Annotated in this window: 21 protein-coding genes; 14 read left to right on the top strand and 7 right to left on the bottom strand. The window is 70.0% G+C overall.

The features are described from left to right. Positions 1–4 precede the first annotated feature (4 nt). Complete coding sequence (locus AC07NX_RS11695; protein WP_494641946.1) at positions 5–1234, bottom strand: glycosyltransferase family 4 protein; 1230 nt, start codon at positions 1232–1234, stop codon at positions 5–7. A gap of 108 nt (positions 1235–1342) precedes the next feature. Between AC07NX_RS11695 and AC07NX_RS11690 the strand changes: the two genes are divergently transcribed. The 7 genes from AC07NX_RS11690 (at position 1343) to AC07NX_RS11660 (ending at position 8524) form a co-directional block, all read left to right on the top strand. Then, complete coding sequence (locus AC07NX_RS11690) at positions 1343–2473, top strand: DegT/DnrJ/EryC1/StrS family aminotransferase (protein WP_494641945.1); 1131 nt, start codon at positions 1343–1345, stop codon at positions 2471–2473. After that, complete coding sequence (locus AC07NX_RS11685) at positions 2470–3303, top strand: transketolase (protein ID WP_494641944.1); 834 nt, start codon at positions 2470–2472, stop codon at positions 3301–3303. Before AC07NX_RS11690 ends, AC07NX_RS11685 begins: the two co-directional genes overlap by 4 nt. Next, entirely contained in the window at positions 3296–4261 is a 966-nt protein-coding gene (locus tag AC07NX_RS11680; protein WP_494641943.1) for a transketolase family protein, read from the top strand. The genes AC07NX_RS11685 and AC07NX_RS11680 overlap by 8 nt, the downstream gene beginning before the upstream one ends. A gap of 104 nt (positions 4262–4365) precedes the next feature. Beyond that, complete coding sequence (locus tag AC07NX_RS11675; RefSeq protein ID WP_494641942.1) at positions 4366–4602, top strand: hypothetical protein; 237 nt, start codon at positions 4366–4368, stop codon at positions 4600–4602. 192 nt (positions 4603–4794) lie between these two features. Further along, positions 4795–6042 (top strand): O-antigen ligase family protein, encoded by a 1248-nt coding sequence (locus tag AC07NX_RS11670; protein ID WP_494641940.1) that lies wholly within the window; start codon positions 4795–4797, stop codon positions 6040–6042. Next, positions 6039–6746, top strand: coding sequence for a TylF/MycF/NovP-related O-methyltransferase (locus AC07NX_RS11665; RefSeq protein ID WP_494641939.1), 708 nt, complete (start codon positions 6039–6041; stop codon positions 6744–6746). The genes AC07NX_RS11670 and AC07NX_RS11665 overlap by 4 nt, the downstream gene beginning before the upstream one ends. Then, positions 6746–8524 (top strand): ATP-binding cassette domain-containing protein, encoded by a 1779-nt coding sequence (locus AC07NX_RS11660; RefSeq protein WP_494641938.1) that lies wholly within the window; start codon positions 6746–6748, stop codon positions 8522–8524. The genes AC07NX_RS11665 and AC07NX_RS11660 overlap by 1 nt, the downstream gene beginning before the upstream one ends. Here AC07NX_RS11660 and AC07NX_RS11655 read toward each other — a convergent pair. Genes AC07NX_RS11655 through AC07NX_RS11640 form a run of 4 tightly spaced genes read right to left on the bottom strand, consistent with a single transcriptional unit; the run spans position 8467 to position 11630 of the window. Continuing rightward, on the bottom strand, positions 8467–9123 hold the full coding sequence (locus AC07NX_RS11655) for a TorF family putative porin (protein ID WP_494641937.1): 657 nt from the start codon (positions 9121–9123) through the stop codon (positions 8467–8469). The two genes, AC07NX_RS11660 and AC07NX_RS11655, sit on opposite strands and share 58 nt — an antisense overlap. 43 nt (positions 9124–9166) lie before the next feature. After that, on the bottom strand, positions 9167–10444 hold the full coding sequence (locus tag AC07NX_RS11650; protein ID WP_494641935.1) for a S8 family peptidase: 1278 nt from the start codon (positions 10442–10444) through the stop codon (positions 9167–9169). Next, positions 10441–11094: a zf-HC2 domain-containing protein gene (locus AC07NX_RS11645; RefSeq protein ID WP_494641934.1), complete on the bottom strand. Its 654-nt coding sequence runs from the start codon at positions 11092–11094 to the stop codon at positions 10441–10443. Before AC07NX_RS11645 ends, AC07NX_RS11650 begins: the two co-directional genes overlap by 4 nt. An 11-nt stretch (positions 11095–11105) precedes the next feature. After that, the gene (locus tag AC07NX_RS11640; RefSeq protein ID WP_197060821.1) at positions 11106–11630 is read right to left on the bottom strand and encodes a sigma-70 family RNA polymerase sigma factor; all 525 of its coding nucleotides are present in this window, start codon (positions 11628–11630) and stop codon (positions 11106–11108) included. Between the two features lie 330 nt (positions 11631–11960). On the opposite strand from AC07NX_RS11640, the gene AC07NX_RS11635 reads away from it, so the two are divergent. From AC07NX_RS11635 to AC07NX_RS11605, 7 genes are all read left to right on the top strand, one after another. Further along, the gene (locus AC07NX_RS11635; RefSeq protein ID WP_494641933.1) at positions 11961–12311 is read left to right on the top strand and encodes a cupredoxin domain-containing protein; all 351 of its coding nucleotides are present in this window, start codon (positions 11961–11963) and stop codon (positions 12309–12311) included. A gap of 187 nt (positions 12312–12498) precedes the next feature. After that, positions 12499–13176 (top strand): class I SAM-dependent methyltransferase, encoded by a 678-nt coding sequence (locus tag AC07NX_RS11630; RefSeq protein WP_494641932.1) that lies wholly within the window; start codon positions 12499–12501, stop codon positions 13174–13176. 3 nt (positions 13177–13179) lie between these two features. Beyond that, the gene (locus tag AC07NX_RS11625; protein ID WP_494641930.1) at positions 13180–14241 is read left to right on the top strand and encodes an amidohydrolase family protein; all 1062 of its coding nucleotides are present in this window, start codon (positions 13180–13182) and stop codon (positions 14239–14241) included. Then, positions 14238–15626: a hypothetical protein gene (locus AC07NX_RS11620; RefSeq protein ID WP_494641929.1), complete on the top strand. Its 1389-nt coding sequence runs from the start codon at positions 14238–14240 to the stop codon at positions 15624–15626. The genes AC07NX_RS11625 and AC07NX_RS11620 overlap by 4 nt, the downstream gene beginning before the upstream one ends. Before the next feature lie 2 nt (positions 15627–15628). Continuing rightward, entirely contained in the window at positions 15629–16345 is a 717-nt protein-coding gene (locus AC07NX_RS11615; protein ID WP_494641928.1) for a polysaccharide biosynthesis/export family protein, read from the top strand. Between the two features lie 2 nt (positions 16346–16347). Continuing rightward, positions 16348–18534 carry a GumC family protein gene (locus tag AC07NX_RS11610; protein WP_494641927.1) on the top strand — a complete coding sequence of 729 codons (2187 nt, stop codon included), beginning with the start codon at positions 16348–16350 and terminating at the stop codon, positions 18532–18534. A gap of 2 nt (positions 18535–18536) precedes the next feature. Beyond that, the gene (locus tag AC07NX_RS11605) at positions 18537–19703 is read left to right on the top strand and encodes a hypothetical protein (protein WP_494641925.1); all 1167 of its coding nucleotides are present in this window, start codon (positions 18537–18539) and stop codon (positions 19701–19703) included. Positions 19704–19763: 60 nt separating this feature from the next. Here the strand turns inward: AC07NX_RS11605 and AC07NX_RS11600 are convergent, their stop codons facing one another. Then, a complete protein-coding gene (locus AC07NX_RS11600) occupies positions 19764–20288 on the bottom strand; it encodes a GNAT family N-acetyltransferase (RefSeq protein ID WP_494641924.1) in 525 nt (174 codons plus the stop codon). Beyond that, positions 20285–21124 carry a sugar transferase gene (locus tag AC07NX_RS11595; RefSeq protein ID WP_494641923.1) on the bottom strand — a complete coding sequence of 280 codons (840 nt, stop codon included), beginning with the start codon at positions 21122–21124 and terminating at the stop codon, positions 20285–20287. The genes AC07NX_RS11600 and AC07NX_RS11595 overlap by 4 nt, the downstream gene beginning before the upstream one ends. Positions 21125–21321 lie beyond the last annotated feature (197 nt).

Raw genomic sequence — 21321 nt, 5'->3', positions numbered from 1 at the left:
CTCTTCAGGTCGCTGGTCGTTGCTCCGCGTAGGTACCGTCCAGCAGCCGAAGGGTTCGAGCCATGCCCTGGTCGAACGAAAGAATCTCGCGGTAGAAGGCCAGGCCCTGGCGGCCCATGGCCTCGCGGCGGTCACGCGGCGTGTCGGCCATCGCGCCGATCGCGTCCGCCAGGGCCCGGGCGTCGCCCGGCGGAGCGACCATCGCCGCGCCCGACCGCCGCAGCAGGTCGGCCGCCTCGCCCGCGACGCCCGCCACCACCGGGCGGCCCAGGGAGAGGTAGAACTGGGTCTTGGACGGCACGGTGATCGAGAACAGCGGGTCGTCGGCCAGATGCATCAGCAAGGCGTCGGCGCGCCGGAAGACGCCGATGATCTCGTGCTGGGGCCTGTGCGGTTCGAACCGCAGGATGGTCACGCCCGCTCGCTGGGCGCGCTCGCGCAGGGCGACCGCCTCCACGCCGTCTCCCTGAAGCACGATCTCGATGTCCGATCGCCGGCCCTGAAGCAGGGTGGCGGCGTCGACGACGGTTTCCAGCGCCTGGGCCCGCCCCAGATTGCCGCCATAGACGAGCGTGAAACGCGTATCGTCGGACGGCGCTTCGTCGGAGGCGGCCGCCTCGCCGAACTCGGCGTCCGACCAGTTGTGGATCATTGTCAGCTTGGCGGCCGGGACGCCGCGATCGATCAGCGCGGTCCGCATGCCGTCGGACTGGACGACGATCGCGGCGGCCCGCCGGTAGACATGGTCGCACAGCCGGCCCAGCCAGCCCACGAGCCGCCCGGCCCCGACCATGCCGGTGGCCGCGATCGTGTCGGGCCAGAGGTCCTGGACGTCCAGCACGAACGACAGGCGGCGAACGCGCCCGGCCAGGGCCGCGGCCAGGCCCACGGTGATGGGCGGATGGTAGACATAGGCCAGGTCATAGCGCTCGCGCCGGACGAGGCCGTAGACCAGGGCGGCGGCGAAGAACGACAGGAAGTTCAGCGCGCGGCGGGCGGCCGAGGCGTCGTGGCTGGGATAGAGCGGCAGCCGCACCACCCGTACGCCGGCTATCGTCTCGCGCTGGATCCAGCGCAGACGATAGCCCGGATAGAGCTTGCCGGTCGGATAGTTCGGAAACCCGGTGACCACCGTCACTTGGTGCCCGGCGGCCTCCAGGGCGCGGACGAAGGCCAGCCCCTTGACGATGTTCGGCTCGGGCTCGAACCACTGCGTCAGGTACATGATGCGCATCGATGGACCCTGGCCGCGCGGCTGCATTGAACCGTGACTAGGCCAAAGCGCACCTACGCACAATCGGCGGGCGCGGCTCGCGGCGACTGACGGCGAGGCGCGTGGTTCATGTGTTCTAGAGGCGGTCCTCTCGTCCCGTTCTTCGACTGGAAGGCCCTCTACGCCGAGCGCGCCGACTCCTTCGCCGCCATCCTGCACGAGACCGCCTCGTCCGGCGGATTCATCCTCCACGAGGCCGTCCAAGCGTTCGAGACCGCGCTGGCCGACTATCTCGGCGTCCGCAATGTGGTCGGGATCTCCGATTGCACGCACGCCATGCTGCTGGGCCTGAGGGCCTCCGGCCTTGAGCCGGGCGCCGAGGTCATCATGCCCGGGCACGGCTTCATCGCCGCCGCCCAGGCGATCCACCACGCCGGCGGCCGGCCCGTGCCCGTCGAGCTGTCGGAGGACGACTGGCTGGTTGATCCCCAGGCGGTGCGGGCGGCGATCACGCCCCGCACCCGCGCCATCCTGGCCGTGCACGTCAATGGGCGCGTCTGCCGGATGGACGAATTGATGGACATCGCCGCCGAGCATGGCCTGGCCGTCTACGAGGACGCCGCCCAGGCGCTGGGCGCGCGCGCGAACGGCCGCGTCGCCGGGGGCTTCGGCGCCTGGGGCGCGTTCAGCTTCTATCCGTCCAAGACCCTGGGCTGCTTCGGCGACGCGGGGGCTCTGGTCACCGACGACGACGCCCTGGCCGAAAGGGTCAGGGCGATGCGCAACCACGGCGCGGGACCCGACAAGGTCATCCCCAGAGACTGCGACCTCTGGGGCGTCAACGCCCGCCTCGACAACCTCCACGCCGCCATTCTCGCCTACAAGCTGACCTATTACGACGAGGCCATCGCCCGCCGCCGCGAGATCGCCGCGCGCTATCACGAGGCCTTCTCGTCGATCGCAGCGCTCGACCTGCCGCCAGGGCCGCAGGGTGGTGACCGCTTCGACATCTTCCAGAACTACGAGGTCTGTTGCGACGCGCGAGACGCGCTGCGCGGCCATCTGGCGGCGCTGGGCGTGGGCACCATCGTCCAGTGGGGCGGGGTGGGCGTCCACCAGTTCCGCGGCCTGGGCTTCGACCAGCACCTGCCGCTGACGGACCGGTTCTTCGCCCGCTCGATGCTGCTGCCGATGAACCACCTGCTGGGCGACGCCCAGGTGGCGGCGGTGATCGACGGCGTCCGGGGGTTCTTCGCGTGAACGCCCTGACTGACATCCGGCTCGACACCGAGGCGCTGGCCCTGCGCCTGCGTCGCCACGTCGTGCGGATGTGCGCCTCGGGCAAGAGCGCCCATGTCGGTTCCGGCCTGTCGATGGCCGATATCATCGCGGTGCTCTATGGCGACGTGCTGCGCGTGCGGCCGGACGAGCCGTCCTGGCCGGCGCGGGATCGTTTCATCCTGTCCAAGGGTCACGCCGGCGCCTGCGTCTACGCCGCCCTGGCCGAACGCGGGTTCTTTCCAGTCGAGATGTTGGCGGACCATTACCAGAACGGTTCAGTGCTGTCGGGCCACGTCAACCACAAGGGCGTGTCGGGGGTGGAGCTCTCCACCGGATCATTGGGTCACGGCCTGGGCGTCGGGGTCGGCATGGCGATGCAGCTGCGCCGGGCCGGCGGCGCCCAGCGCGTCTATGTGGTGCTCAGCGACGGCGAGTGCGACGAGGGCTCGAACTGGGAGGCGATCCTGTTCGCCGCCCACCATCGGCTGTCGAACCTGTGCGCCGTCATCGATTACAACAAGCTGCAGGCGGTGGGGAGGACCGAGGCGACCGTGGCGCTGGAGCCCTTCGCCGACAAATGGCGCGCCTTCGGCTGGGACGTCGTCGAGATCGACGGCCACGACCATCAGGCCTTGAGAGCGGCCTTCGCCGACGCCACGCGCGACGCGCGGCCGCGCTGCGTCATCGCCCATACGCTGAAGGGCAAGGGTGTCTCGTTCATGGAGGACCAGATCCTCTGGCACTATCGCAGCCCGGCGGGCGAGGAACTGGCCGCGGCCCTGGCCGAGCTGGGCGCGGGTCATGCGTGACAGCTTCATCCGGGCGCTGACGGAGCTGGCGGCCGAGGATCCCCGGCTCATGCTCCTGACCGGGGACCTCGGCTTCGCGGTGCTCGACGACTTCACCGCGCGGTTTCCCGACCAGCACCTCAACGCCGGAATCGCCGAGCAGAACATGACCGCCGTCGCCTGCGGCATGGCCCTGGCCGGGGCCCGCGCCTACACCTATTCGATCGGCAACTTCCCGACGCTGCGGTGCCTGGAGCAACTGCGCAACGACGTCTGCTACCACAGGGCCGACGTGATCGCCGTCGCCGTCGGCGGTGGGTTCTCCTACGGCCAGCTGGGCATGTCCCACTTCGCCACCGAGGACCTGGCGATTCTGCGCGCCTTGCCGGAGATGACGGTCGTCGCGCCGTCCGATCCCTGGCAGGCTTACGCCCTGACACGCCAGCTTCATGCGCGGGGCGGCCCGGGCTACCTGCGCCTCGACAAGGCCCAGGCGGGATTGCCGGAAGCCGAGGTCGAGCTGGGCAAGGTCCGGACCGTGCGCGATGGCGACGACGCGGTGATTTTCTCGACCGGGGGCATCCTCGGCGAGGCGCTGGCGGCGGCCGACCTGCTGGCGCGGGAGACGATCTCGGTGCGGGTGGTGGACGTCCACACGCTCAAGCCGTTCGACGCGGACGGCGTCCTGGCCGCGGCGCGGGCCTGTCCGTACGTCCTGACCCTGGAAGAGCACACGGTGATTGGCGGACTGGGCGGCGCGGTCGCGGAAGCCTGCCTGGAGGACGGGGTGGCGCTCAAGGGGTTCGCGCGCGTGGGCCTGGCGGATCTCTATCCCAGCGAGGTCGGCGACCAGGGCCACCTGCGCGCCCACTATCAGCTGGACCGGCTGGCCGTGGCGCGACGGCTCCGCACGATGCTGCGCAGCGCCGGCCCGGCGCCGCCGATGGTCTCCATGGAAAAAATTCGAGGGGACCGTTGAACCCTTCCGCGCCGGGCGGGGACCTACGACGCGGAGCGGACTGACGCTCCATCGGCGCGACGCCGTGCGTCGTGTTCCGTTCTCGCGATCATGGGAGCTTGCTGATGCGTTTGACCCACCTTCTGGCCGCCACGGCGGTCCTTTCCATGGCGGCGCTTCCCGCGCTGGCCGATCCGGCGAAAAACCCGGCGAGCAAGCTGTCGCTCGCCGGCGACGCGCCGTCCAAGGGCTCCAAGACGGGCCGGGCGAACACCCCGATCATCGCGGGCGTCGCCGTCGCGGCCGTCGTCGTCGGTGCATTGGCTCTGTCCAAGCATGACAGCAAGGCCGCGAGTTCCTAACCGCCGCGTTCGAAGCGACCGGGCGGCGGCGCGTCTCGCCGCCGCCCTCATGCCGCCATGGGGAATCGTTTGAGCCGTTCTTCGCGACAACAGGCCGGTGGCGCGGGCTATCGCCTTCTGCTCATGGCCCTGCTCGGGCTCTTTCTGACCTTGGCGGGCGGCGCCTCGCGGCTTGACGAGGATCAACAGTCGTTGGTCCGATGCGCGGCCATCGCCGCCATCGCCGCCACCCTGTGGCCGCTGGAGTTCGACGTCCTGCGTCGTCATTGGCGCGCGGCGACGGCGGTCGGGGCGGCCTACCTTCTGGTCCTCCTGCAACTGGTTCCCTTGCCGCCCGCGCTCTGGGCCGCCTTGCCGGGCCACGCGGTCTACGCCCAGATCGCGCAGGCGGCCGACGCCGTCGTCTGGCGGCCGCTGAGCCTGACGCCCGACCTGACGCTGAACGCCCTGGGCGCCCTGTTGCCGGCGACGGCGGCGGCCCTGGCGGCGCTTCATCTCGACTTTCGCGGACGCGTGCGCCTGGCCCACGCCGTGGTTGTCGTGGCGTGCCTCAGCGGACTGCTGGGCCTGGCCCAGCTGGCGTCCGGCGGCTGGCGCCTCTATCGCGAAACCAGCGCGGACTCCGCCGTCGGCTTGTTCGCCAACCGCAACCACCAGGCGGCGCTGATGGCCTGCGCCTTGCCCCTGACCGGCGCTCTCGCGGGGCTGCGCCTGCGTGAGGGTGGCGAGCGGCCGCTGATACCGATCCTCGGCGCGACGGTGGCCGCCTTCCTGTGCTTGGCGCTGATCTCGACCGGCTCGCGCATGGGCCTGCTGCTGGGGGCCGTCGGCCTGGCGGGCGGAGCCTGGGCCTTTCGGACGAGCGGCCAACACCTTTGGCCCGCCGCCGTGGGCTCGCGCTGGGCGACGGTCGGCGGGGCGGCCGTCCTACTGGCGACGATCGGCCTGGCCACGGCGCGCGGCGGCGCGGTCGAGCGACTGCTGATGCAGGACATCGTCTCGGAGACTCGCGTGGCGATGATCCAGCCGCTGCTGGCCACGGCCAAGGCCTTCCTTCCGCTCGGCGCGGGTTTCGGGGCCTTCGACAGCGTCTATCGCCAGTTCGAACCGAACGCGCTGCTGTCGACCATCTACATGAACCAGGCTCACAACGAGCCCCTGCAACTGGTCATCGAGGGCGGGATCGCGGCCGCGGCGTTGCTGGGCCTGTTTCTCGCCTGGTGGGGACGGACGGCCTGGCGGGCCGCGCGGACCGCCCCGAGCGCGCGCCGCCGAACCCTGGCGGCGGCGGCGGCGACCGTCACCGTGATCCTGATGGTTTCGAGCCTGGTCGACTATCCGTTGCGCACGCCGCTGCTGGGCGCGCTGTTCGCCGTGGCCTGCGTGGAGCTGGCGTTGACGGCCGACAAGCGCCCGGTCGGTGCAGCGAGGCCGACATGACCGCCGGCCCGCCCCGCCTGCATGAGCGGCTGTCGCCAGGATGGCTGCATCGGGCCCTCCTGGCGCGACGTGGCGCGATCCAGGCCCCGCTTGGACGCGCATGGCGCAACGAACTGACGGCCCTGCGCGAGACGCGCCGCCGGACCGCGCTGCTGATGAACGATGCGGCCGCCCTGCAGATCCAGATCTGCGTCAGGGCCGCCCGCGCGCGCGCGGGCGTCATGGCCGAGGCCGGGGTGTTCATGGGCGGTAGCGCCCGACTGATCTGCGCGGCGAAGGGGGATGTCCCGCTGCACCTTTTCGACGTTTTCGACACCCTGCAGGCTGGCGGCGCGTCCACGGCGACCGGAGCGGCCGAGGTCCGGGCCCATTTCGGCGAACTGCACGGCAAGCAGGAGCAGGTCGAACAACTGCTCGCGGCCTATCCGGCCGTCCAGCTGCATCCCGGGGTGTTTCCGACCTCCACCGCGGGGCTCGAGGCGCTGCGATTCTCGTTCGTGCATCTGGATCTGGACTTGCCGGGCGCCACGCGCGAGGGGCTGGCCTTCTTCCATCCGCGGCTGACGCCGGGAGCCATCCTGATCGGCGACGACCATGACGACCCTGGCGTGCGGGCGGTGTTCGCCGACTATTTCGCCGGGCTGAACGATACGGTGATCGACTTGCCCTGGGGGCAGGTAATGGTCGTCAGGCAGGGGCCCTGATGCGCGGCGCGACCCGCCGGCTTGGGCCGGAAGCCTCGGCCTTTCTGACGGCGTTCCTGAGGTTCGCCCGCTGGCGAGCGGCGACGGCGGCTGGGCTGATCGGCCTTGGCGCGCTGTTTGACGGTGTTGGCCTGCTGTTGCTCGTCCCCTTGCTGGATCTCGTGCTCAGGCCTCAGGGCGAGGGCGGCCTTGGCGCGCCCCTGGCCTGGCTTCTCGACGGGCGCGGACGATCGGAGCGGCTGCTGCTGTTGCTGGGCGTTTTCGCGCTGCTGATGACTTTGCGAGGATTGGTGCTGTCGCGGCGCGACCGTCTGCTCGATCGACTGCAGATGGAGTTCGTGGAGTCGATCCGAACCGGGCTGATTGATCGTCTTGCGAGCGCGGGCTGGGGCAGGGTGGCGGGAATAAGCCACGCCCGCGTCGTCCAGGCCCTGAGCGTCGAGATCCACCAGATCGGCATCGCCGCCAACTCGACCCTGCTAACCGGGACGGCGTTGGCGATGCTGGTCGGCCATTGCGTGCTGGCCCTGCTGCTGGCGCCGGCGGCCGGCGGTCTGGCGATCGGCTTCGCCGTTCTCGGGGCGGTGGCCAGCCGGCGCTATCTGATACGCGCCCGCGACCTGGGCCAGGCCGTCACCAAGGCCCATTTCGGCATGACGGACGGCGCCTTGGCGTTCCTGGGCGGTCTGAAACTGGCCACCGCCCAGGGACACCAGCGGGCCTTCGTCGACCAGTATGGCGAGGTCTCGGCCACAGCCTTGCGCGACCGGCTGGCCTTCGCGGGGCTGCAGACCGGATTGCGCGCCACGATGGCCGGATCGGCGGCGGTCGTGGGGGCCGCCACCGTGGTGGCGGGCGTCGTCCTCTTTCACATAGATCCGCCGAAGCTGGTGACCTTGCTGCTGGTGCTGGCGCGGATGGGCGGCCCGGCGATGATGGTGCAGCAGGGGTTGCAGCAGATCCTGCACAGCCTGCCCGCCCATGGCATGGCGCTGTCGTTGTCCGAAGAGCTGGCCGGGAGCGCGGCCGACGGCTTGGCCAAGCCCGGACCGTGCCCAGCCGCGCCGGATGCGGCCATCGCCTTCAGTCATGTCACCTATGGCCGTGCGGGGGGAGATCCGGCGCTTCGCGACGTCAGCCTGGCGGTCCCGGCCGGCGCGTTCGTGGGCGTTGTCGGCCCCTCCGGAACGGGCAAGACGACCTTTCTCGACCTGGCGGCCGGCCTGTTGGCTCCGACGGAGGGGCGGGTCACGGTGAAGGGGCGGGACCTTTCGGGCGCGACCCTCGCGCGGCATCGGGAGCATATCGCCTATGTGGCGCAGGACGCGTTCCTGTTCGACGACACGATCCGCCGCAACCTGTCCTGGTCGCGACCGGACGCGTCGGAAGAAGAAATGCTGGACGCGTTGGGCAAGGTCGGAGCCGGCGACCTGCTTGCCCGGCTGGCGCATGGACTCGACAGTCGGGTCGGCGAGCGGGGCGGATTGATCTCGGCGGGCGAACGCCAGCGCATCGCCCTGGCCAGGGCCATCCTGCGGCGGCCGGTTGTGCTGTTCCTGGACGAGGCGACGAACGCGATCGATCTCGTCGGCGAGCGGGCGATCCTGGCGATGCTTGACGAGATGCGGCCGGGAGTCACGATCCTGATGGTGTCGCATCGGTCCGAGAGCCTGGCCTTCTGCGACCGGGTCCTGACCTTTCCCGACGCCGTCCTGACCGTTCAGAAGGCCCAGCTGGCGCCGACCACGAAGGCCGGCGCGCGATCTGGCCTTCGGTAGAAGAGGTTCCTCTTGGATTCAGCGTCGGAAAACGAGGCGCTCAGGTCGAGCGGTCCGAACTGTCGCGAGAGGCCCAGGCGCCAGTCATACTGGCTCGTGCAGCGACGCCGGCGTGGCGCCTCGAGGCAGTCCAGATAGCCGATGTGGGCGTCCAGCCTGATCCCGGCCACGGTTTCCCAGCCGCCGTTGACTTCGCCATAGAGGGTGGAGATCCCGTGGCGGAAATAGTCCGGGGAATAGGACAGGCGCGACGACAGATGGGGCGAGTTCAGGCCGACATAGGCCTCGGTGTAGCGCCCCGTCCCGGTGGTCCCGTAGCGCTGGAAGTATTCGGAATGGACCAGGCCGACGTCCGCCGAAGTACGTGAGGACAGGCGTCGGGCATAGCCGATATTCTCGACCACGCCGGTCACCGCCGGGTTGTCCTCGCGATCCCGGCCGACGATCGCGACGCCGTTCAGATAGACGCCGCTGTCGTGGTCATAGGACAGGTTCAGCAGAGCGGCGGGCTGACCATGGCTCATAGAGTAGCCGCGGATGCGATAGTCGCTTTGCAGGCTCACGGCTCCGGCCACCTGGGCGCCGGCCGCGCCGGCCATCAGAGCCGGGACGGCCGCGAGCGCGAAGGCGAGAAGGGTGGTCCTAACGCGCCGATTCGTTTCGGGCGACCATGGCGCACGATCGGCCGCAACTCCTGGAGGCTTGCAACAGCGTGGCGTAGGCGTCGACCAGGCCGCCCGTCGGCCGTGCGGCCACCAAAAGCGCCTTGGATCCCGACGGTCGGCCTTCACGAACAAGCGCGATCAGTCCGCTGACATGGGCGGCCGCGTAGGAGCTGCCGTTGACCAGATTCCATTTGTCCCCCGGCTGAGTGGTCGGCACATCCCGATCCGGGGCACTGTATACGCCGGGTGGAGACGGCGACAAAGATTCTGCGGCCACCGCGATCACGCCGGGTTCGGACGCCGGAAAACCACCCTTGGGCAGGCTGGGGTCGAACGCGGCGACGACGGAGACGCCACGGGCCATGGCCACGGCGATCAATTGGGCCAGCAGCCGGTCCGGCGGGCCGGTCAGGCTGAGATTGATCACCTCGGCGCGCTGGTCGACGGCGAAGTGGATGGCCTTGGCCAGGCTCAGGGTGTCGCAGACCGTGGCCGCCGACGGTGAGCCGTCGCGGCTCTGCCAGCAGGCGCGCAGGGCCAGGAGCCGCGCGCCGGGCGCGACGCCCGCGATGCCCATGCCGTTGCCGGACTTGGCGGCGATGACGCCGGCGACGCCGGTGCCGTGCCGCTCGGCCGACGCCGGGCGGCCGCTGACGAAGTCCCGATCGATCAGGATCTGCCCGGCCAGGTCGGGATGCGCGACCTCGACCTGGCTGTCGACGACCGCGACCCTGACGCCGCGCCCGGTCGCCACGCGATGCAGGTCGGCCAGGCGCCAGGCCTGGGCGGCCGGCTGCACGGGAAACAGGGGGTCGTTCTCGCGGTCGTAGCGGCCCTGGGTGCGATACAGGCGCATCGGTTCGGACCAGGCCACGCGAGGATCATGCGAGACCTGCGTGACCACCTCATCGACCGGTCGGTCCTCGGCCACGCGCATCACATAGCAGTCGAGGCCGACCAGGGGCATCGCCCAGCCGTTGTCCACCAGCACCAGGCCGTACTGGCGAGCGATGGCCTGGGCCAGCCGCCGGCGCGCGTTGCGTGTCATCTGGTCGCCATAGACGCCGCCGTAGCTGGCGTTGGGTCGGTAGTGGTCGGCTGAAAGCCGCAGCATCACCAGGAGTTCGCGCGCTTCCGGCGTAGCGGGTTCGGCCGAGGCGGCCGGCGCGGCGAGCGCGGGCCTGGCGCCGCCCAGCGCCAGGATGGCGACGAAGGCCAGGGCCGCGTGAACGACCGAACGCCAGGTCGCGCTCACGAGCGCGGTTCCCCGTCGATCGGTTCGGCCAGTTGCACGTCATCATTGGCGCGCAGGCGGGACAGGGCGTCGGCGCGTCGCGCCGGCTCGACATGCAGGATGTAGGCGTCGGCCGTCGTCGGTCCGTCCACCAGACGCGCGCCGGCCTGGCGCAGCGCCTGGCGCAGCGCCTGTTCCGAGGCGCTCGGCTTGAACATCACCACGACATTGCCGACGGTCGCCGGAGCGGCCGAACTGAGCGCCCGGTAGTGCGCGTCGGAGTCGCCCCTGATCCGGGGCGCGAACGAGACCACGCCGATCACCGCCAGGGCCAGGCACGCGGCCTGGGCCGTGATCGCCCAGCCCATCGGGACGGGCCTGCGCAGGAAGGCCCCAGATTGGCGAAGGGGGGAGAAGTCACGCGCGGCCGGTTGCGGCCCCAGCCGCTCACGCAGCGCCGCCCAGCCGTGGTCGACGTCCAGCGACAGGCTGGCGACCTCCTGGCCGAGGGTGCGTTCCGCCTCGAGGTCGGACCGGCATTCGGGGCATTCGGCCAGATGCGCCTCGACGGCCGCGACTTCGTCGGGATCGAGCGTGCCGTTGACGTACCAGGGCAGCAGGGTCTGAGCCTGCTGATGCCGGTCGCCTCGAAGATGGAAGATTTGGGTCATGACGGATCGTCCTACAGCCAGTCCGGCAACTCGCCCGCCAACCGGCGCTTGAGGTGGCGTCGCGCGTGGAACATTCGGGTCTTCACGGTATCGACAGGGCACTTCATGATCTCGGCGATCTCCCGATAGCCCATTTCATGGAAGTAGGTGAACTCCACGACCGCCCGGTGCTCGGGGGAAAGGTCGTGAATCGCCCGCCTCAGCAGAACCTGGGCTTTCTGCCGGCCCAGTTCGTCCTCCGGCGTCGGTTCCAGGCTGGCCCGCTGCTCGGCCTGGGGGTCCTCGATCGGGTCGTCCTGCTTGCGCAGGGCCTTCATGGCCTTGCGGTAGGCGATGCCGAAGATCCAGGTCGACAGCTTGCTGGCGCCGTTGAACGAGTCGGCCCGTTCCCACACCACCATGAGCGTGTCGTTCAGCACCTCCTCGACCATCTGGGGCCGATGGATCAGCTTGACCAGGAACCGGGCCAGGCGCGGGTGGTAGGTCCGATACAGCTCCTCGAACGCCGACAGGTCCTTGACGCAGATGCGCGCCACCAGCGCCGCGTCGTTCGGCGAGCTCCTTCGCGCTGATAACTCGTGCAGACTGATCTTATGCTCCCGCGGTTCGAAGCCTTCGACATTACGCGACTGGGAATGAGTGCTCCCCCACCGGCCAAAGGTTTAGCTCCGAACGCGAGAATAATCGGTTCATAGCCGACCGCGGCGAATTTCCGGCCGACCGCGGCATGTCGCCGCGCCTGAACCACCAGAGCGCTCGCCAGGATCGTCCCCCGGGTTGGATTTTTTGAGGCTGGAGCCCGGTCGACTTAAACCTTTCGCGCGCGGCGCAGCATTCATCCGTGACTGACACGGAAGGATCACGACGTGAAGGAAGCTGTTTCGATGACCGCCCGGCGCGGCCTGGCCATGGCGGCGGCGCTGGCGGTGCTGGCCGCCGCCGGCGGCGCGCTGGCCCAGGGGGCGTCGCGATATGTCGTCACCATGGCCGACATGAGCTACGGCCCGCTGCCCGCCAACCTCAAGGTCGGCGACACCATCGTCTGGACCAATCGCGACACCGTGCCCCACACGGTGACGGCGCGGGACCACAGCTTCGACCTGCGCATCGCCCCCGGGAAGAGCGCGCCGATGACGCTGCAGAAGCCGGGGACCTTCGCCTTCTACTGCACCTACCACACGATGATGCGCGGCAAGCTGACAGTGGCCGCGAAGTGACCGAGGACCCGGCGCCGCGACGGCGCCGGGCTTCCACCGATCGGCGGGCCTTTGAACCTCCCCACGACGGTGCGGAACACAAATTCGAGACGGTCGGGGCGCCCATGCACTTTCCCAAATCTTCGTTGCCCCCAGGCGCCCCTTCCGGAGGGGCGGACAGGCGCGTCGCCAGACGATCGGCCGCGCGATGACCGTACTCGGCGCGCGTGAAGGCTATGGCCGCTGGGCGTCCACCTATCGGAGCGAGACGGCGATTTCGCACCTGGAGACGCGCCTGGCGGACGCTTTGACGCCGCCGCTGGCCGGCCTTCGCCTGCTCGACGCCGGCTGCGGCGTCGGTCGCCGCCTGCTGGACACGGGCGCGGCCTCGGTGACCGGCGTCGACCTGTCGCCCGAAATGCTCGACGCGGGCCTGGGTCGCGGAGTTCGCCGGCCGGGTGTGACGACGATGGTCGGCGACGTCAGGAACCTGCCGCTGCCGGATCGCGCCTTCGACGTGATCTGGTGCCGGCTGGTGCTGGGCCATTTGCCGGACTGCGCGTCGGCCTATCGGGAACTGGGGCGCGTGGCCGACGCCCGGGCGCGGGTCGTGGTCACCGATTTTCATCCCCGCGCCTATGCGGCCGGCCATCGCCGCACCTTCCGCGACGACGACGGCGTCCACGAGGTCGAGCACCATGTTCACGAGGTCGCGACCCACGTGGCCGCGGCGCGGGAGGCCGGCCTGGTCCTGTCGTCGATCCGGCAAGCGGAGATCGGTCCCGAGGCGCGCCCGTTCTACGAAGCGGCCGGCCGAGAGGCTCTGTATGCCGAGCATGCCGGCCTGCCCGTCGTTCTGGCCTTCGCCTTCGAGCGGGAGGCCTGACGGATGCGCATGCTGATCACCGGCCAGGAACGCGCGGTCGCCGTCGAGGACGGCAGGATCGTGGAGCTTGGCGGTTCCTACGACCTGAGGCTTGAGATCCCGGACGGCGAGATCCGGCCCGGCCTGATCAACGCCCACGACCACCTGCATCGCAACCACTACGGGCGACTTGGCCGGCCGCCCTACCGTAACGCCTATGCCTGGGCCCACGACATCCAGGCCCGCTGCGGGCGCCACATCGCCGACCGCCGCCATGCGTCCCGGCGAGACGCGCTGTTGATCGGCGCCTGGAAGAACCTGTTCGCCGGCGTGACCGCCGTCGCCCATCACGACGCCTGGGAGGCGGATTTCGACCGCGACTTCCCCCTTCGCGTGGCGCGCGGGTCCAGCGCCGACTCCCTGGGCATGACCCCGGCCCTGGAAGGGTTGGAGGGCGAGGAAACCTATTGGCTGCACCTGGCCGAGGGCGTCGATCTGGAAGCCGCCGAGGAGGTGCGGGCGCTCGCCGCGCGCGGGTTGCTGACGTCCGGCCTGATCGCCGCCCACGGCGTGGGCGTGGACCCCGACGGCGTCGCCCGACTGCGCGCCTGCGGCGCGGCCGTCGCGTGGTGCCCGACATCGAACCTCTTCCTGTTCGGGCGGACCGCGCCCGCTGAACTCCTCGCGCCGGGGATCGACGTCCTGCTGGGCAGCGACTCCCGGCTGACCGGCGACGGCGATCTTCTCGACGAGCTGCGATGCGCCCGGACGCTGGGTCTGGTCGATGAGCATCGGCTGGAGGCGGCGGTCGGATCAGTGGCCGCTCGACGCCTTGGACTGGCGGAGCCGTCTCTGGAGCCCGGCGCGCCCGCCGATCTGATCGTCCTGACCAGGCCGCTGCTCGACGCCGGCGCCGAGGACGTCGCCCTGGTCATGGTCGGCGGGGTTCCACGCGTCGCGCGCCCGGACCTGGCCGCCAGTCTCGATCGCCATGTCGCCGAGCCCGCGCAGATGCGGATCGGCGACATCGTCCGCTGGGTCAACGGACCCCTTCCCACACCATCCAGTATGAGGTTTCTCCCATGACGCCGGGATCGCTGCAGCACCGCCGAAGCTCCACCATCCGGACCGGCAAGGCCGGCGCGAGCGCGCTGGCCCTGGTGCTGGCCCTGGGCGGCCTCGCCGCGCCGGCCTTCGCTCAGGAGGCGTCGTCCCCGGCGCCCGGCCCCGATCCGGAGCCGTCCGCCGCGGCCGCCTACGACGACAGCGGGTCGAAGACGGGGATCTTCTCCCCGGAAGCCTTCACCGTCCTGCTGGACGCGCGGCTGGTGGTCGCCAACGGCGCGACGTCCTTCGCCAACGGCGGCTTCGGCAAGACCCGGTTCCAGGGCGACGCCGACGGCGGCTTCAAGGCCCGCGTGGTCCCCGTCGAGGCCGATCTGATCTGGGCGCCGCAGTTCACCTCGTCGCTGAGCGCCAACGTCTCGGTCGCGATGCAGAAGGGACAGGAGAACGACGTCGACCTGATCGAGGCGTTCGTGAACTACCTGCCCCAGCGCACCGGCAAGGTCGGCGTCTCGGCGCGGGTCGGTCTGATGTGGCCCGAGATCTCGCTGGAGCATTCCACCGGCGGCGCCTGGAGCGTGGTCAACACCATCACGCCCTCGACGATCAACGCCTGGGTCGGCGAGGAGGTGAAGGTGCTGGGCGGCGAGGCGACCCTGCACACCAGCCTGGGCGAGCACGAGCTGACCGCCACCGCGGGCCTCTTCGGCTACAATGACACGTCCGGCACCCTGCTGTCGTTCCGCGGCTGGGCGCTGCATGACGAGAAGGCCACGGCGTTCGGGCACTTCCCGCTGCCGCCGCTGAACAACTTCATCGTCCACCTGCAGGAGGACCAGACCCGGTCGACGATCGAGCTGGACGACAAGGTCGGCTTCTACGGCCGGCTCGACTGGCGTCCGCCCTATCCGTTCGGCGTTTCGGCCTTCTACTATGACAACAAGGGGGACCCGGAAGCCTTCAACGTCGCCGGCCAGTGGGGCTGGCGCACGCGCTTCTGGAACCTTGGCCTGAACGCCGACCTCGGCCCCAACACCAAGCTGCTGGCCCAGGGCATGACTGGCTCGACGATCATGGGCTTCGAGCAGAACGGCGGACGCTGGGTCCACACCAAGTTCCAGTCGGCCTTCGTGCTGGTCACCCATCGGATCGGCCGCGTGGCGGTCACGGGCCGCGCCGAGGCGTTTTCGACCGACGAGCGCGGCAGCCAGATGCCGCCGAACAACAGCGAGGACGGCTGGTCGCTGACCGCGGCGGCGCGCGTGCCGATCAACTCGCATCTGACGGCCGTGTTCGAGGCGCTGAACGTGCGGGCCAGCCGTGGCGCGCGGGTCGAGCTGGGCGGCCTGACCTCGCCGTTCGAGGGACAGACCGTCTTCCAGGCCGCCTTGAGAGCGAGGTTCTGACCGTGCGGTTTCCAGCCTTCCTGATCGGTGGGGCGCTGCTGCTGTCGGCCTGCGCCGAGGAACCGCGGCTGAACGAGCTGCGCGGCCCGATGGCGGTGGCGCAGCGGGCCGATCTGCCGCCTCCGACTGGAGCGGACCTGGTGGCGGCCACCACGCCCTACCGCATCGGTCCGCTGGACAAGCTGTCGGTTTCCGTCTTCGGCGTGCCCGACCTCAGCGGCAAGTTCCAGGCCGACGCGGCCGGAGGGCTGTCCCTGCCGCTGATCGGGGCGGTCGACGCTTCGGGCCAGACGCCCACCGAACTGGCGGCGACCATCGCGCGGCGGCTGCGGGAGAACTTCGTCCGTGATCCGCAGGTGACGGTGAACCTGGAGGAGACCACCAGCCAGGTCTTCACGGTCGACGGCCAGGTCGGCCAGCCGGGAAGCTATCCGGTGGTCGGCAACATGTCGCTGATGCGGGCGGTCGCGACCGCCAAGGGAACCGCGGAGTTCGCGCGCCTGGACGATGTCGTCATCTTCCGGACGGTCAACGGCCAGCCGCTGGCCGCGCTCTACAACCTCGGCGCCATCCGTCGCGGCGTCTACGCCGATCCCAAGATCTACGCCAACGACGTGATCATGGTCGGCGACTCCGTGGCCCGCCGCCGCTTCCAACAGTTCCTGCAGGTTACGCCCCTGCTGACGACGCCTCTCATCCTGGCCCTCGAAAGATTCTGAGCATGGAACGGATTTCACCCCAGATGCTCGGACTGGCCAGCGAAGTGACCCTGCTGGCGGGCAAGGGCGAGCCCGCGACGGTTTCCGGGCCGCCGCCGCTGCGGCGACTGCTGCGCATGGCGCTGCGCTGGCGCTGGGTGCTGCTTGGCGGCGTCGCCGCCGGGGCCTTGGCGGGCGTCGCGGTCACCCTGCTGATGCCGCGCCAATACACCGCGACCGCGCGGCTCGAGATCTCGCGCGAGACGGCGCGAGTGGTGAAGATCGACAGCGTCGAGCGCGACACCAGCATCGGCGACCAGGAGTTCTACCAGACGCAATACGGCTTGCTGCGAACCCAGGTGCTGGCTGAGCGGGTGGCCCGCGACCTGGGCGTGGTCGATGACCCGGCGTTCTTCAAGCTGTTCGGCCGCCGCGACATGTTCGACGGCGATGCGGCCAGCCCGGCCAGCCGCGCCAAACGCAACGAGATCGCCGGCAAGATCCTGCTGCAGCACGTTGGCGCGGCTCCGGTCCGGGGCTCCAGCCTCGTCGACGTGTGGGCCGTGACACCCGACCCCGTGCTGTCCCAGAAGATCGCCAAGACCTGGGGCGAGGACTTCATCGCCAGCAATCTCGAACGGCGCTTCGAGTCGTCGAGCTATGCCCGCCGCTTCCTGGAGGGGCGGATCGAACAGTTGCGCGAGAAGCTTGAAGCGTCCGAGCGCCAGGCGATGGCCTATGCATCTGGGCATGGCATCATCAATCTGCCGTCGCCGATCGACCCTGCCAGCGGCGGAGCGGCGGGGGGACGGTCGCTGCTGACTGACGACCTGATCGCCCTCAACTCCGCCCTGGAAACGGCGATCGCCGAACGCATTCAGGCGCAGAGCCGGCTGATCGAGGCGCGTCGTCCGGACGCCAGCAGCATCGCCTTCAGCAACGACGCCATCTCCTCGCTGCGCCAGAGGCGCGCCGACGCGGCGGCCGAATACGCCAAGCTCCTGGTGCAGTTCCAGCCGAACTATCCGCAGGCCAAGGCGCTGGCGTCCCAGGTCGAGGCTCTGGACGCCTCGATCGCGCAGGAGGAAGAACGCGTCCGTTATTCGCTGCGGCAATCCTACGAATCCGCCCTGGCGCGGGAGAAGGCCCTGTCGGCCCGGGTCGAGGGGCTCAAGGGCGACCTCACCGACCTGCGCCAGCGCAGCATCCAGTACAACATCTACCAGCGCGACGCCGACACCAACCGCGAACTCTATAGCGCCCTCCTTCAGCGCTATAAGGAGATCGGGGTCGCCGGCGGCGTCGAGAACAACAACGTCGCCATCGTCGATCCCGCCAGGCTGCCGGATCGCCCGTCCTCGCCCAAGCTGATGCTCAATCTCGTCCTGGCCATGCTGGCCGGCGCGGTGGCGGGCGCCGTCCTGGCCACGGTGCTGGAGCAGATCGACGAAGGCATTGCCGATCCGGCCGACCTGGAGGAGAAACTCGGCCTGCCGCTGCTCGGGGTGGCCCCCAAGCTGCCGATCGAGGATCCGCTGCAGGCGCTGCGCGATCCGCGCTCGAAGCTGGTCGAGGCCTATCTGGCGGTGCAGGCGAACCTCGAACTGTCGACCGCTCACGGGACGCCCCGTTCGCTGGCCGTGATCAGCACGCGTCCGCGCGAGGGCAAGTCCACGACCACGGTCGCCCTGGCCCTGTCCCTCGCCCGGGCCCGCCGAAAGGTGGTGCTGATCGACGCCGATCTTCGCTCGCCTTCGGTTCACACCGCCTTCGCGATCAGGAACGGCGCCGGGGTCAGTAACTTCCTGTCCGGCGGAGAGGACATCGACGGCGCCCTGCACGCCAGCGACCAGGAAGGGCTGTGGATCATGACGGCCGGGCCGCAGCCGCCCAACGCCGGGGACTTGCTGATGAGCGATCGGCTGTCGAAACTGGTCGCGCGGCTGAAGGAACGGTTCGACCACGTCATCGTCGACTCTCCGCCGGTGATCGGGCTGGCCGACGCGCCGCTGGTCGCCGCGGCCGTCGACGGCGTGGTCTACGCCGTGGAGGCCCGGTCGGTGCCCGGCGGCACGGCCCGCAACGCTCTGGCGCGGCTACGGACCTCCCAGGCGAGAATCCTCGGCGCGGTGCTGACGAAGTTCGAGGCCAGGAAGGGCGGCCAGGGCTTCGACTATGGCTACGGCTTCGACTACGACTACGGGCGCTAGCCATGCGGGGACGGCTCGTCGCGAGGACGGCGATCGCGGCGGTCGCCCTGTGCGCGATCGCCGCGACGCTGTGGAGCGGGGCGGCGACGCACGCCAGTCGCGGCGATCCGCGAGGGGCGGCCAGGCTGGCGCCATTCGACGCAAGGATCGCTGTCCTGGCCGCCCAGGCCGGCGACACGCGGGCCCCGGCGCTGACGGACCGTGCGCTCGCGCGCGACGTGACCATCCCTGCCGCCATCGAACTACGGGCGCTGCGGGCCGAGGCGGCCGGCGACGCCGCTCGGGCGGCCCGTCTTTTCGCGCTGTCGGACGCCATCAGCCGGCGAAGCCTCGCCACCCGCACCTGGCTGATTCAGCGCGCCGTCGACCGTGGCGACGTTCCAGGCGCGTTGGAGCAGTTTGACATCGCCCTGCGGACCTCGTCGACGGCGCCGCGAATCCTGTTCCCGGTTCTGGCCCAGGCCAGCACCGATCCCGCCTTGGCCGAACCCATCGCCCGCGTCCTGGATCGGCCGCAGGAATGGCGGATCATGTTCCTGCGCTATGCGATCGGGGAGGGCGGGGCGGCCTCGTCGATCGCCGAGGTCGTACTGCGCATGCGCGACCGGCGCGCAATCACCGATACGGGGATTGACCAGGCCCTGGTCGCCGCCCTGGTCTCCCAGGAGGCTTTCGGCCAGGCGCGCCGAACCAACGAGACCTTCCATCCTTCGCCGGGCTCACGCGGCGCCGTGGTCGATCCGGAGTTCTCGCCGAGTCGCGCGGCCTATCCGTTCGGATGGGCCTTGACCGAAAGAGGCGAGGCGGGAGCCAGCCGGGCGCGGGTGCAGGGGCGACCGGTTCTCGCCTATCAGTCCCTGGCCGGCGGTTCGGGATCCGTGGCCGTCCAACTGCTCACCTTGCCGGCCGCAGCCTACCGTCTGGCGACCCGGACGGCGACCGGCGCGGCCGATCCCGGGGCCACGCCTTTCTGGACCTTGACCTGCGCCCAGGGCGGCGGGACGCAGATCGCCCTGCTGGACCAGCCGGCAGGGCCAGGAGCGGTGGCCGTCGCCGCGTTCGTCGTCCCGCCCGACTGCCCGGCCCAATGGCTGGTGCTGCACCTTCGAGCCAGTGACCAGGCGAGCCAGTCCGGTGCGATCGCCCGCGTCTGGGTGGACAGGCTATAGATTCAAACATTTGGAGCGCGTTCAGCAGGCGAAACCGCTCACACTTTCGCCCAACGCGCTCTAGGTCGGGTCCAGTCGAAACCGGCCCGCCAGGTGGAGGCCCAGCGGTCGCGTCCTTCGGCCCGCGCCGTGAAGCTGGAAGCCGACGGACTCGGCGAGGCGCGCCGAGGCGTCGTTTCGCGCATCGACCAGGTACCAGACCCGGTCCGCGTGGCGGGCCAGCCGCAGGGCCTCGGTGATCGCCGCCCGCGCCAGGCCTTGACCGCGCGCCGCCGGATCCGTCCAGAGATCGCCCAGTTGCAGGTCCCCGCGTCCCATGAACGGAAAGCGGAACCAGCGCGGTGTGACGATCAGCCTGTGCAGCCTGCGGCCGTCGCGCCAGAGCGTCAGTTCGACGAAGCCCGGCTCCGCGAACAGGCCCAACGCTTCGAACGCCCACCAAACCCAGTTGCTGGTCCGCCCGCGCGAGCCCCTCGGTGGAAAGCCCTGCTCGCAGGGACGCCAGGTCCGAAGGATGACGTCGCCGGGGAGATCGGCGCGCGGCGGGTTGGCGTCGGCAGCGCTCCGGTAGAAGAGGATGGTCAAGCCAGCTGTCCTGGCGGATCGGCGCGCGGCGGCGCTTCCTGGCGGCGGCAGACACGCCGCAATTCCTCTCCCGCGCCCCAACGAACCAGGATCGAGTCGACGCCCCTTAGCGCCAGGGGACGGGAAACGACCGCCAGGGCTGTCAGGCCGAGGATCATAAAATCGGTCGGCAGGTCGCGATGATCGATGTAGAGCAGGCCCAGCCGGCTCTTCCATGGACGGATGACCGCGTCATAGAGCGCGTCGGGGTCGGCGGCGCCGTCGAGGATGTCCGCTTCGTCCGCGAAGAGGATCGAGGCCAGGTCGGTGATTCCGGGTCTTACGCTCAGGAGCCGTGTCTCCTCGGCGCTATAACGGTCAACTCCGCCGCGACGGGTGTTCGGGCGCGGTCCGACCAGGCTCATGTCTCCGCGCAGGACGTTCCAGAACTGCGGGATCTCGTCGAGCTTCCAGCGGCGCACGACGTGGCCCAGGGGGGTGATGCGGCCGTCCGAGCGGCTCGTGGAGGCCGCGCCCCGGAATTCGGAATCTGGACGCATGGATCGCAGCTTGGCCATGCGGAAGTCGCGCTGGTCGCGCCCGACCCGCAGGCCCATGAAGAGGGGAGAGTGTCCGTCCTGGGTCCAGATGAGCAGCATCGCCAACGCCATCAGGGGCGCCGTTAGCGCCAGCGCCAGGACGGCTACGCCAATGTCGAGGATCCGCTTAAGCACTACGCGTCGCGCCGCGCCATCGGTGCGGGCGCTACTGGACGGTGGGCGCCTGGGCTGGTCGTCGTCGACATAAAAGGGCTCCCGAAAAGGCGATCGTCCACGACATGACATGCGCTCGGCCATAGGTTCTGCTCGTGACCGTTTTGGTTCAAGAACGCCGCCGCAGTTTGCCCAACCTTGTATTCACGCCGTGAAGCTGGCGCGGAGGGCGCGGCTCGACGCGTTTTCCGGCGAACACCAGCCCGCGCATGCCGCAGCAGCCGATCAGAACGCCGTGCTTGGAAGGGACCGGCGAAATGGCGCCAACGCCCAGGCCTCGC

Source organism: Caulobacter sp. GW821-FHT09A05, from assembly GCF_059418465.1.
Note: the sequence above shows the minus strand (reverse complement) of the source record. Positions and strands in the feature narration are given on the sequence as shown.

Bases quoted from the DNA above. Each gene is read 5' to 3' on its own strand.
- AC07NX_RS11645 (WP_494641934.1), bottom strand. From the start codon at position 11,094: ATGACCCAAATCTTCCATCTTCGAGGCGACCGGCATCAGCAGGCTCAG.
- AC07NX_RS11610 (WP_494641927.1), top strand. From the start codon at position 16,348: ATGGAACGGATTTCACCCCAGATGCTCGGACTGGCCAGCGAAGTGACC.
- AC07NX_RS11630 (WP_494641932.1), top strand. From the start codon at position 12,499: ATGACCGTACTCGGCGCGCGTGAAGGCTATGGCCGCTGGGCGTCCACC.
- AC07NX_RS11625 (WP_494641930.1), top strand. From the start codon at position 13,180: ATGCGCATGCTGATCACCGGCCAGGAACGCGCGGTCGCCGTCGAGGAC.
- AC07NX_RS11690 (WP_494641945.1), top strand. From the start codon at position 1,343: ATGTGTTCTAGAGGCGGTCCTCTCGTCCCGTTCTTCGACTGGAAGGCC.
- AC07NX_RS11665 (WP_494641939.1), top strand. From the start codon at position 6,039: ATGACCGCCGGCCCGCCCCGCCTGCATGAGCGGCTGTCGCCAGGATGG.
- AC07NX_RS11595 (WP_494641923.1), bottom strand. From the start codon at position 21,124: ATGGCCGAGCGCATGTCATGTCGTGGACGATCGCCTTTTCGGGAGCCC.
- AC07NX_RS11660 (WP_494641938.1), top strand. From the start codon at position 6,746: ATGCGCGGCGCGACCCGCCGGCTTGGGCCGGAAGCCTCGGCCTTTCTG.
- AC07NX_RS11655 (WP_494641937.1), bottom strand. From the start codon at position 9,123: ATGGCCGGCGCGGCCGGCGCCCAGGTGGCCGGAGCCGTGAGCCTGCAA.
- AC07NX_RS11680 (WP_494641943.1), top strand. From the start codon at position 3,296: ATGCGTGACAGCTTCATCCGGGCGCTGACGGAGCTGGCGGCCGAGGAT.
- AC07NX_RS11605 (WP_494641925.1), top strand. From the start codon at position 18,537: ATGCGGGGACGGCTCGTCGCGAGGACGGCGATCGCGGCGGTCGCCCTG.
- AC07NX_RS11620 (WP_494641929.1), top strand. From the start codon at position 14,238: ATGACGCCGGGATCGCTGCAGCACCGCCGAAGCTCCACCATCCGGACC.
- AC07NX_RS11695 (WP_494641946.1), bottom strand. From the start codon at position 1,234: ATGCGCATCATGTACCTGACGCAGTGGTTCGAGCCCGAGCCGAACATC.
- AC07NX_RS11675 (WP_494641942.1), top strand. From the start codon at position 4,366: ATGCGTTTGACCCACCTTCTGGCCGCCACGGCGGTCCTTTCCATGGCG.